Consider the following 11972-nt stretch of genomic DNA (forward strand, 5'->3'; position numbering starts at 1 on the left):
CTGCCCCCATGGCAATCCCCGCTGTCCCGCACGCCCGCCGCACCGAGACGGCCCCCGAGACCGACGGCCCCTGGCGCGACCCCTCCCTCACCCCCCGGGAACGGGTGGCCGACCTGGTCCCCCGGATGACCCTGGAGGAGAAGGCCGCCCAGCTGTACGGAGTCTGGGTGGGCGCCGACGCCGACGGCGACGGGGTCGCCCCGCACCAGAACGACATGGTCGACCCGGTCGACTGGGACGAGCTCACCACCCGCGGCCTGGGCCAGCTCACCCGCCCCTTCGGCACCGCCCCCGTCGATCCCGGGCTCGGCGCGCTCGCCCTGGCCCGCGCCCAGCACCTGATCGCCGGGGCCGGACGGTTCTCCATCCCGGCCCTCGCCCACGAGGAGTGCCTGGCCGGCTTCACCGCCTGGGGCGCCACCGCCTACCCCGTACCGCTGTCCTGGGGCGCGGCCTGGAACCCGGAGCTGGTCACCGAGATGGCCCACCGGATCGGCCGGGACATGCGCTCCGTCGGCGTCCACCAGGGCCTGGCCCCCGTCCTGGACGTGGCACGCGACCTGCGCTGGGGCCGCGTCGAGGAGACCATCGGCGAGGACCCCTACCTCGTCGGGACCATCGGCACGGCGTACGTACGAGGCCTGGAGTCCGCCGGGATCGTCGCCACCCTCAAGCACTTCGCCGGGTACGCGGCATCGGCGGGCGCGCGCAACCTCGCGCCGGTCAGGGCCGGGGCCCGCGAGATGGCGGACGTGACCCTGCCGCCCTTCGAGATGGCGCTGCGCGAGGGCGGCGCCCGCTCGGTGATGTCCTCCTACTCCGAGATCGACGGAGTGCCCTCCGCGGCCGACCCTGCCCTGCTCACCGAACTGCTCCGGAACACCTGGGGGTTCACCGGGACCGTCGTGGCGGACTACTTCGGCATCGGCTTCCTGGAGACCCTGCACAAGGTCGCCGCCGACCGCGCGGACGCCGCCCGGCTCGCCCTGGGCGCCGGAGTGGACGTGGAACTGCCCACCGTCCGCAGCTACGGGGACGCCCTCGTCGCCGCCGTACGAGACGGCTCGGTGGCCGAGGAACTCGTCGACCGGGCCCTGTACCGAGTACTGCTGCAGAAGTGCGAACTCGGCCTGCTCGACCCCGGCTGGTCGCCGCTGCCCGCCGCCCTGCGGGACACGGAACCCGAGCGGGCCCGGGGCACCGTCGACCTCGACCCGCCGGAGAACCGGGCGCTGGCCCGCGAACTCGCCGAGCAGGCCTGTGTGCTGCTCGCCAACGACGGCGTGCTGCCGCTGCCCGGCACCGGCCGGATCGCGGTCGTCGGACCGCGCGCCGACGACCCGCTGGCGATGCTCGGCTGCTACTCGTTCCCCAGCCACGTCGGCGTCTCGCACCCCGGGACCGGGATGGGCATCGACGTGCCGACCGTGCTGGAGTCGCTGCGCGGCGAACTCCCGGGCGCGGACGTCGGATTCGCGGCCGGCTGCGAGGTGGACGGTACGGACACGTCCGCGATCACCGACGCCGTCCGGCTGGCCGGGGACGCCGATGTCTGTGTCGCGGTGCTCGGTGACCGGGCCGGTCTCTTCGGCCGGGGCACCTCCGGTGAGGGCTGCGACGCGGCGGACCTCGCGCTCCCCGGGGTGCAGGGCGAGCTGCTGGACGCCCTGCTGGCCACCGGTACCCCGGTGATCCTGGTGCTGCTGACCGGCCGCCCGTACGCGCTGGGGCGGTGGGCGGACCGGACGGCCGCCGTCGTGCAGTCCTTCTTCCCCGGCGAGGAGGGCGGTCCGGCGCTGGCCGGGGTGCTGTCCGGCCGGGTCAACCCCTCGGGCCGGCTCCCGGTGAGCGTACCGAGGGGGCCGGGCGGTCAGCCGTGGACGTATCTGCAGCCGCCGCTGGGGCTCGCGAGCGGGGTCAGCAATCTGGACCCGACGCCGCTCCACCCCTTCGGGCACGGCATGTCGTACACCTCCTTCGACTGGGAACAGGCCGGTCAGGTCCCGGCCGAGATCCCCACCGACGGCTCGGCCGACATCGAACTCACGGTCCGCAACACCGGTGACCGGGAGGGCGCCGAAGTGGTGCAGCTGTACGTCCACGACCCGGTCGCCCAGACGACCCGCCCCCAGGCGCGGCTGATCGGCTACGCGCGAGTGCCGCTCGCCGCCGGTGCGGCGGCCAGGGTCCGGTTCCGCTTCCACGCCGATCTGGTGTCCTTCACCGGCATCGCCGGCCGCCGGATCGTCGAACCCGGCGAGCTCGAACTGCGGCTCGCCGCCTCCAGCGCCGCCACCGCCGTCCGCCGGACGGTACGGCTGCGGCTGACCGGGCCCGAGCGGACCGTCGATCACCGGCGGCGGCTCGTCTGCGGGACCTCGGTCGAGCCCGTGACGGAGCCGGCCGCGCGCTGACCGGCCCGCCCGTGAACCTCCCCGCCGGACGTGCGGGGAGGTTCACGAAACTTTCGGCATGTCGCTACGGCCGGGCCCTGCGGGGCGGCGGCATCGGCCGGTGGCGCATCCCCGGCGTCGACGGCGGGTCGCGAGGACTGGGGTCATGCTTCGTCGCGATGGGTGAGGTTGCCGTGGGTGAGGCGCCAGAGGTGACGATGGGGAGCCGACTTCCAGGTCTCGTCGGCGGCGATCGCCTCTGTGATCCATTCGTGGAGTTGCGGGAGGGCGCGCGCCCTGAGAACCGCGCGGATGGCAGCACGTTCGGCGGCATCGACCGGGTGGACGTCTATGCGGAAGCCGACCATGTCCGGGTGCACGCCGCGGCCGTAGTTGCTGGGGACCGGAGCGATCCATTCCGCTCCCAGAACGATGGTGCCGCTGTCATGTCCGGTGAGAAAGCCCAGCTCCGTGACCCGGGTCATGCAGGAGCCAAGACACTCGTTGATGTCGGTGGTGGTCAGTGGCCAGGCTCGGTGCCGGGGCAGTCTTCGATTTCGTGCGGACATGGCAAGCAGAATGGCAGAAGGTTACTGTCGGCCCTCACCGACCTGGGCGACCGGGCGGCTCAGCTGCCTGGACCCGCCCGAGCGCCTCCGGCGGGACCGATAGGCCCGGGACTCCGGGCAAGGGAGCAGCAGAGCGGATGAAGAGCGTGAACGAGGACAGCGGTGTGCCGGCCGGACACCTTGAGGTGGCCCCCGTCGGCGAGGGCGTCGAGATCAGGCTCGGCACGCCGGCCGGAGAGCTCTCGCTGATCTGCACCCCGGAGCGGGCCCGTGAGGTGGCCACCGCCCTCCGTCTCGCGGCGGACGAGGCGGACAGCGTGCGCACGGCCGACCCCGTCACGGTCAGGGCCGACGAGTTGCGCCGCGGAGACGTGCGGGACGGCGACCGCGCGATGACGGTGGACGGGGTCAGAGTCGACGGGAACACCGTTCACGTCACCTGGAAGTCGGGCGCCGGACGCGGCTGGAACCAGCTGTACGACGCGGACGCCCGCATCACCCTGCGCCGCCGCGGGCGGTAGGTGCCCCGGTCGCCCCTTCCCCCGCCGCGCACCGCCGGGCCAAGGGGCGCACCCTGGAGGAAGAACCTCCGGAGGTGAACACCCATGACGCAGACCGCTGTCGGATGGCACATCGAGCTGGAATTCGAGGAGGACGCCCACCGCACCCGCGCCGCCGCCCTGGTGCGGCTCTCCGACGGGAGTGAGGTGCGCGCCCACGGCTACGCCAGCCGGCACCCCTCGGACTCCGAGCAGCCCCGGGTGGGCGAGGAGATCGCGGGTGCGCGTGCGCTCAACGAGCTGGCGATGAAGTTGCTGACCAAGGCCCACGACGAGATCGACGAGGAGTCCGGCCGTACGTCCTATCCGCTGACCTGAGGGGCTGAGCGGGCTCGGGGCTGCGGACCCCGGCCTTGTACGAGACTCGTCGTAATTTGACGGACGTCGTAGTACGGGATGTATCGTACTAGCGATCCTTCCGTACCCGGCGAAACGGAGTCCGTCGTGAGTGCCCTTTTCGAGCCCATCACCCTGAGGTCGCTTGTCGTGCCCAACCGGGTGTGGATGGCGCCGATGTGCCAGTACTGCGCCGAACCGGTGGGGCCGGGGACGGGCGTGCCCACCGACTGGCACTTCGCCCATCTCGCGGCCCGTGCCGCCGGCGGCACCGGGCTCATCCTCACCGAGGCGACGGCCGTCAGCCCGGAGGGCCGGATCAGCCCGGCCGACCTCGGCATCTGGAACGACACCCAGGCCGCGGCCTTCCGCCGGATCACCGACTTCGTCAAGGCACAGGGCTCTGTGGTCGGAATCCAGCTGGCGCACGCCGGGCGCAAGGCGTCGACCGCCGCACCGTGGACCGGCGGCGGACCCGTCGGGCCCGAGGCACACGGCTGGACGCCCGTCGCGCCCAGCCCGCTGCCGTTCGACACCGGCCACCCCGTGCCCCACGAGCTGACCGCCGAGGAGATCCAGGGCGTCGTCGCGGACTTCCGCGAGGCCGCGCGCCGCTCGCTCGAAGCGGGCTTCCAGGTCGTCGAGGTGCACGGCGCGCACGGCTACCTCATCGGGCAGTTCCTCTCCCCGCACAGCAACCGGCGCACCGACCAGTACGGCGGCAGCTACGAGAACCGGGTCCGGCTCGCCCTCCAGGTCGTCGACGCCGTGCGCGAGGTCTGGCCGGAGGAGCTGCCCGTCCTCTTCCGCGTCTCCGCGACGGACTGGCTCACCGAGAACGCCGACGACGAGCGGGAGGGCTGGACCGCGGACGAGACCGTGCGGCTCGCCGCCGAGCTGCGGGACCACGGCGTCGACCTGCTGGACGTCTCCACCGGCGGCAACGCTCCCCGCGCCCGCATCGCGGCCGGGCCCGGCTACCAGGTGCCCTTCGCCGAGCGCGTGAAGCGGGAGACCGGCCTGCCCGTCGCGGCCGTGGGCCTGATCACCGACCCGCAGCAGGCCGAGAAGATCCTCACCGAGGACCGGGCGGACGCTGTCCTCCTCGGCCGCGAACTCCTGCGCAACCCGTCGTGGGCGCAGCACGCGGCGCGTGAACTGTGCGGCACGGTCCGCGTTCCCGAGCAGTACGAGTACGCGATCTGACCACCGTCCGACCGCCGTCCGCCCTCCGCGCACACTCCCTCCCGGCCCGCCCGGGACGTGCGCGGAGGGCGGACGCGTGCGTGCCGCGACAAGGCAACCGTTCACCGCGCATTCATCAGGGATGACGGCTGGGGCATTCCCTCCCGCGCCGGAGGGATCTACGCTCGGCCGCGAATCGATCACCGTTGCCCCGGCCGGACCCCGGACGAAGACAACGTTGTCCGAACTCCCTGGAAGGTACCGCGACATGCCCACCAGACCGTTGCCCGCGGCCCGGCGCCTCGCCGCGCGAACAGCCGCCGTGCTCGTCACCGGCGCGCTGGCCGCCGCCGTGCTGCCCCCGGCGGCAGAAGCCGCCGCCCCGGCCACCCGCCCCACCGCCTACGTCGACCCGCTCATCGGCAGTGCGAACGGCGGAAACACCTTTCCCGGTGCCACCCTCCCGAACGGCATGATCGCCTGGTCGCCCACGAGCACCAAGGGCGACCAGACGAGCACCGGCGCCGCGAACGGGTACCAGTACGACACCACCCGGCTGCGCGGCCTGAGCCTCACCCACGTCAACGGCGCCGGGTGCGACCCGGGCGCGGCCGGTGACATCCCGATCATGCCGTTCGTCGGGGACGTCACCTCCTCGCCGTCGGCCGACACCAAGGACGCCGTCTACGCCGCGGACTTCTCGCACGACGACGAACGCGCCGTCCCCGGCCGCTACACCGTCGGCCTGGACTCCGGTGCCGAGGCCGACCTCGCCGTGAGCCGACGGGCGGGTGTGGCCGACTTCTCCTTCCCCGCCGGGAAGCCCGCCAGCCTCCTCTTCCGGGTCTCCAACTCGCTCAACGGCAGCGAGGACGCCCAGGTCGACATCGACACCGCGCACCGCAAGGTCACCGGCTCTGTGCTCACCGGGGCGTTCTGCGGGCGACGGGCCAACGGCGGCACCAACAACCGCAAGAGCTACTACCGGCTCTACTTCAGCGCCTCCTTCGACCGCGCCTTCTCCACCACCGGCACCTGGAAGGACGGCACGCTCGCCCCGGGCTCGACCTCCGGCAGCGGCGGCGAGGGCTACGCCACCGGAGCGGACCGGGCCGGGCGCGGATCGGGCGGCTGGGTCGGCTTCGACACCGCCTCCGACAACGATGTCCACATGCGGATCGGCATCTCCTACGTCAGCCAGTCCGGCGCCGAGGCCAACCTCCGCGACGAGATCGCCCCGCACGCGGGCGTGGGCGACGTGGCGGCCGCCGCGAGCCGGAGCTGGGACAAGGAGCTGAACTCCGTACGCACCGGCGGCGGTACAGAGGCGCAGCGCACCACCTTCTACACCGCGCTGTACCACTCCCTGATGCAGCCCAACATCATCAGCGACACCGACGGCCGCTACCCGGGCATGGACGGGAAGGCGCACCGGACCGAGCGCGGGCAGGGCGCGCAGTACAGCAACTTCTCCGGCTGGGACCAGTACCGGGCGCAGATACAGCTGCTGGCCCTGCTGAAACCGGAGATCGCCGGGGACTTCGCCCAGTCGCTGTACAACTTCGCCCGGCAGAACGGCGGTGTGTGGGACCGCTGGGTGCACATCAACGGCGCCACCCACGTCATGACCGGTGACCCCACGGCGGCCACCCTCGCCACGTTCTACGCCATGGGGGTGCGGAACTTCGACTACGAGGGCGCCTACGAGTCGCTGGCCCGCCAGGCGACCGTCCCCGTGGACGACGGACTCTCGGACGCCGGCTGCCCGGGGCAGTGCACCGGCCAGCGGCCCAACCTGGCGCAGTACCTGGAGTCCCACTACGCGCCGCAGGACGTCTGCCACTGCTGGGGCGGAGCCGCTGAGACCCTGGAGGACGCGGTCGCCGACGACGCGCTCGGCCGCTGGGCCGCGCTGCTCGGCCGTGACTCGGAGGCCAAGTCGTTCAAGGAGCGCGGCGGCTGGTGGCGCAACGTGTTCAACGCCGGGGCCACCGACGGGGCCGGCACCAGCGGTTACATCCAGGCCCGCGATCTCGACGGCTCCTGGGTCTCCCCGTTCAGCCCGGGAAGCGACCTCGGCTTCGCACAGGGCACCAGCGCCACGTACACCTGGATGGTGCCGCAGGACGTCCAGGGGCTGGCGGCGGCGATGGGCGGCCGGGACGTCGCGGCGCAGCGCCTCGACGGCTTCTTCCACAAGGCGGACGGCTCCTGGTCGGTGAAGGGCGGCGACTCCGTGCGCTACGACCCGACCAACGAGCCCGGCATCCACGCCCCCTGGCTCTACAACGCGCTCGGTCAGCCGTGGAAGACCCAGGCGACCGTCCGCGAGATCCTGAACACGGTGTACGGGACGGGCCCGCGCGGTCTGCCCGGCAATGACGACCTGGGGACGATGTCCGCCTGGTACGTCTTCTCCGCGCTGGGGCTCTACCCGCAGTCGCCGGGCAGCGGCTCGCTGCTGCTGGGCGCTCCGCTGTTCCCGGAGGCGGTGATCGACCGGCCGCACGGCAGGGACATCACCCTCACCGCCCCGGCCGCCGATGCCGCTCACGCGTACATCGACGCGGTGACGGTCAACGGCAGGCGCAGCGACCGCTCATGGACGGACGCGAGCCTGCTCGCCAGGGGCGGCACGCTGGCCTTCGGGCTCAGCGACGAGCCCAACACCACCTGGGGGACGGCTACTTCGCAACTGCCGCGCTGACAGGTCGGTGACCTGGTGCCGGATCGCCGCGAACGGGGCGCGGCGATCCGGCACGGCGTCCGTGGAGCAGGCTTTCTATCGTTGAAAATTTCCTGTGCATGACTGTTGTTTTACGTTTGTTGCTGTGGCTGAATGTTTGATTGTGTGCTGTGCCTCACAGGTTCGAGGCACTTCTAGCTCTCTCGACAGGACGACGCCTTGAGACGACAAATGCCCCGCCCCCGCGCTCTGTTCCGAACGGCGGCCTGTGCCGCCGCGCTGCTGATCCCCGTCGGGGCCACCCTGGTCCCGGCCGCCGCAGCGACCCCCGCCGCAGCCGCCGGCGCCGCCTCCGCGACCACCTTCAAGGCCGGTGACCCGGCCACCGAGGCCCAGGGGCTGAAGGGCGAGTACTACAGCATGTCCGCGCCCGGCGCGCGGGACTTCGCCAAGCTCGGCGGGGTCGCCCTCGACCCGCAGATCAACTTCCCCGGTCTCACCGGCACGTTCGAGTCCACCACCGGGCAGACCGAGAACACCACCGCCCGCTGGACCGGCGGCCTCACAGCCCCGGAGGACGGTGACTACACCTTCGCCGCGAGCGGCGACAACGGCTTCCGGCTCTACATCGACGGCAAGGTGGTCATCGACCACTGGGAGCCGGACTGGGACAACGAGCAGACCAGCGAGCCGATCGCGCTCAAGGCCGGCGAGACGCACGAGTTCAAGCTGGAGATGTTCCAGGACACCGGCGGCGCCAACATGTTCCTGCGCTGGTCCAGCGCGAAGCTCGCCAAGCAGGTCGTCCCGGAGTCCGCCTTCACCCCGCCGGCCGACTTCGAGGTCTACCCCGTCGGGCTGAGCGTCCCGAGCGACGGACAGCGGCTCCAGCTGGCGTTCGACGACAAGGTCGCAAGCTACTCCTCGGTGAAGGACCACCTCACCCTGGAGGCGGACACCTCGCCGATCCCGGTGAAGTCCGTCGCCCGCGTGCCCGGCAACGCCAAGGCCCTGCTCGTCACCCTGACCGCCCCCGTCCAGAAGGGCCAGCAGGTCCGGGTCGCGTACGACGGCAAGGCCGGGCTCACGGTGGGCGGCAAGGCCGTCCCCCAGATCAGCCGCACCGCGAAGAACCTTTCCACGCACCGGCTGACCACGACCTGGGGCGACAAGCTCGACCGTAACCACCCGCTGCCCGAGTACCCCAGGCCGCAGCAGGTCCGTGACGACTGGAAGAACCTCAACGGCCCGTGGGAGTTCGCCGGGGCCAAGGCCGGCGAGAAGCCCGTCTTCGGCAAGAAGCTCGGTGAGCGCATCACCGTGCCGTTCCCCGTCGAGTCGCAGCTCTCCGGCCTGGAGCGCCACGAAGACCACATGTTCTACCGCAAGCTCGTCACGGTGCCGAAGAACTGGTCCGTGAAGGGCGACAAGCACGGCAAGGGCGGCAGCAACCGGCTGAAGCTGAACTTCGGTGCCGTCGACTACCAGGCCACCGTCTGGGTCAACGGCAAGCAGGTCGCCGAGCACACCGGCGGCTACACCTCCTTCACCGCGGACATCACTGACGCGGTCAAGGGCAGCGGCGAGCAGGAGATCGTCGTCGCGGTCACCGACACCACCGGTGACGACCAGCCGAAGGGCAAGCAGTCCCGCAACCCCGGCGGCATCGTCTACACGCCGTCCTCCGGCATCTGGCAGACCGTCTGGATGGAGCCGGTGGCCCCCGCCTCCGTGGACTCCCTGACGACCACGCCCGACATCGACAAGGGCACCCTGGCCCTGAAGGTCAACTCCGCACAGGCCTCGGCCGGTGCGCGGATCACCGCCGTCGCCCGGGACAAGAAGGGCAAGGTCGTCGGCACGGTCTCCGGACCGGCCAACCACGCGCTGAGCCTGCCGGTGAAGAAGCAGCACCTCTGGACCCCGGACGACCCGTACCTGTACGACCTCCAGGTCAGCCTCACCGACGGCCGCTCCAAGGACACCGTCGACAGCTACTTCGGGATGCGCTCCCTCGGCATCGAGAAGGTCGGCGGCTACCAGAAGCTGGTGCTCAACGGAAAGCCGTTCTACTCCCTCGCCATGCTCGACCAGGGCTTCTGGCCCGACGGTCTGTACACCCAGCCGAGCGACGCGGCGCTGACCTTCGACCTCAAGGCGCAGAAGGAGCTCGGCTTCAACGCGGTGCGCAAGCACATCAAGGTGGAGTCGGCACGCTGGTACTACCACGCGGACCAGCTCGGACTGCTGGTCTGGCAGGACTTCGTCTCCTCCGACATCACCGGTGAGAAGGGCCAGCAGGCCTTCCTCTCGCAGGGCAAGCAGATGATGGAGCAGCTGCACAACTCGCCCTCGATCGGCGGCTGGATCGTCTTCAACGAGGGCTGGGGCGAATGGGACCGCACCGAGACCGGCAAGATCGCCGAGTCCGTCAAGGCCGCCGACCCCTCCCGTGTCGTCAACGCGCACAGCGGGGTCAACTGCTGCTCGTCCAAGGGTGACTCGGGCAAGGGCGACATCATCGACCACCACGACTACCTCAACAACGAGGCGCCCTTCCCGGACGACCGGGCGGCTATGGACGGCGAGCACGGCGGCTTCACCCTCCGCAGCCCCGGGCACATGTGGCCGGGTGCCCCCGCGGCGATCTACAGCGGGGTCGCGGACAAGGACGCTCTCACCGCCAAGTACGTCGACAACACCCGGACGTACTACCTCGCCGCCGCCGGAGCCGAACTGTCCGGCTCGGTGTACACCCAGGTCAGCGACCTGGAGAACGAGCTGAACGGCCTCTACACCTACGACCGGCGCGAGATCAAGGTCGACCCGAAGAAGGTCCGCCAGATCAACCAGCAGGTCATCGCGGCCGGCGCCAACGCCGGCCACCGCGACGAGGTGAAGGGCGGCGCCGCCTGGAACCTCGACGAGGGCAAGGGCACCAAGGCCGCCGACCAGGGCCCCAACCGCCTCCCGCTCACCCTCTCCGCCGGCACCACCTGGACGCCCGGCGTCCAGGGCTCCGCGCTGAAGTTCAACGGTGAGGGCCAGTACGCCCAGACGACCGGCCCGGCCGTCGACACCACCGGCGACTACACCGTCTCCGCCTGGGCCTCGCTCGACGCGCTGCCCGGCAACTACGCGACCGCGGTCAGCCAGGACGGCCGCCGCACGGAGAACCCGTTCTATCTCCAGTACGGACAGGGCGCGTTCGCCTTCAGCACCCCCGGCGGCAAGCGCGCGCGGGCCGAGATGACGCCCGAGACCGGTAAGTGGTACCACCTGGTGGGCGTGCGCGAGGGCGACGAGCTGAAGCTGTACGTCGACGGCACCCTCGCGGGCACCGCCCCGGCCGGTCCCGCCGACGTGAGCACCGGCCCGCTCTCGGTGGGCCGCGGGCAGTACGCCGGTGAGAAGGGCGACTTCTGGAACGGCTCCATCGACCAGGTCAAGGTGTACGACAAGGCCCTGACCGCGGACGAGGTGAGCGCGCTGCACGACGCCGGACAGCGGTAGACCGTCCGGCACGGTGACTCGCTGCCTGCCGTCGCACCCGTGCGACGGCAGGCAGCGGCATGCCCCGGCACTCGGTCAGGAACCGGCGTCGTGTGAGGATCGGGGGATGGATGATCCGGAGATCCGCCGCCGCCTCGACGACGAGCTGAAGGCCTGCGTCGAGGCACTGGCCACGGTGTACGAGGCGGACCGCTACCCGGCCCGGTGGCCGGAAGACCCGGCGGGCTGGCTGACCCCCGAAGGGCTGCTCGACGCCTGGGCGGCCTGGGACGGCCCCTACGTCCTTGGGCATGTCGCACTGACCCGGACCGGCCACGCCATGGCGGCCGAGGTCGGGCTCCCGCCGGACGAACTGGCCTCGGTGTCAAGGCTGTTCGCGACGGCGTCGGCCCGGCGGAGCGGGGTGGCGACCGCGCTGCTCGCGACCGCGGTGGCCGCCGCGACCGCCGACGGTCTGCGGCCGGTGCTGGAGGTGGAGGACGGCGGAACCGCCGCCGTCCGGCTCTACGAGCGCGCCGGCTGGCGGCTCGTCTCCAGCCGCGAGGGCGACTGGACGACGGCCGACGGCCGGACGGCGCTGCTGCACACCTACCTCGCCCCGGCCGGTGCGGCGCGGTAGACACCGCACACGTACCTCGCACCGGCGGGTACGGCGCGGTAGCGCACCCGCCGAGCACGGACCGACGGCCCGGACGCGACGCGAATGCGTCACGGCCGGGCCGTCGGCGTG

The 11972-nt window shown here is 71.8% G+C and carries 8 protein-coding genes; 7 read left to right on the forward strand and 1 reads right to left on the reverse strand.

The annotated features are described in order from the left end of the window. Positions 1-8 precede the first annotated feature (8 nt). Entirely contained in the window at positions 9-2414 is a 2406-nt protein-coding gene (locus ACZ601_RS17085; protein ID WP_469538424.1) for a beta-xylosidase/alpha-l-arabinosidase, read from the forward strand. A 143-nt stretch (positions 2415-2557) separates the two neighbouring features. Here ACZ601_RS17085 and ACZ601_RS17090 read toward each other — a convergent pair whose 3' ends face one another. Then, positions 2558-2962 carry a hypothetical protein gene (locus ACZ601_RS17090; RefSeq protein WP_469538427.1) on the reverse strand — a complete coding sequence of 135 codons (405 nt, stop codon included), beginning with the start codon at positions 2960-2962 and terminating at the stop codon, positions 2558-2560. A gap of 137 nt (positions 2963-3099) precedes the next feature. Here ACZ601_RS17090 and ACZ601_RS17095 point away from each other — a divergent pair, with 137 nt between their 5' ends. The 6 genes from ACZ601_RS17095 to ACZ601_RS17120 all read left to right on the forward strand — a co-directional run bounded on the left by ACZ601_RS17095 (position 3100) and on the right by ACZ601_RS17120 (position 11861). Next, positions 3100-3483, forward strand: a complete 384-nt coding sequence (locus ACZ601_RS17095) for a hypothetical protein (protein ID WP_469538430.1) — start codon at positions 3100-3102, stop codon at positions 3481-3483. A gap of 84 nt (positions 3484-3567) precedes the next feature. Continuing rightward, entirely contained in the window at positions 3568-3840 is a 273-nt protein-coding gene (locus ACZ601_RS17100; RefSeq protein WP_440579082.1) for a DUF1876 domain-containing protein, read from the forward strand. Between the two features lie 126 nt (positions 3841-3966). Beyond that, the gene (locus tag ACZ601_RS17105; protein ID WP_469538434.1) at positions 3967-5064 is read left to right on the forward strand and encodes an NADH:flavin oxidoreductase/NADH oxidase; all 1098 of its coding nucleotides are present in this window, start codon (positions 3967-3969) and stop codon (positions 5062-5064) included. 247 nt (positions 5065-5311) lie between these two features. Then, positions 5312-7750: a GH92 family glycosyl hydrolase gene (locus tag ACZ601_RS17110; protein WP_469538436.1), complete on the forward strand. Its 2439-nt coding sequence runs from the start codon at positions 5312-5314 to the stop codon at positions 7748-7750. 198 nt (positions 7751-7948) lie between these two features. After that, positions 7949-11242: a LamG-like jellyroll fold domain-containing protein gene (locus tag ACZ601_RS17115; protein ID WP_469538439.1), complete on the forward strand. Its 3294-nt coding sequence runs from the start codon at positions 7949-7951 to the stop codon at positions 11240-11242. 106 nt (positions 11243-11348) lie between these two features. Beyond that, positions 11349-11861 carry a GNAT family N-acetyltransferase gene (locus ACZ601_RS17120; protein WP_469538441.1) on the forward strand — a complete coding sequence of 171 codons (513 nt, stop codon included), beginning with the start codon at positions 11349-11351 and terminating at the stop codon, positions 11859-11861. Positions 11862-11972 lie beyond the last annotated feature (111 nt).

It is taken from the genome of Streptomyces sp. NPDC104307, assembly GCF_055584045.1.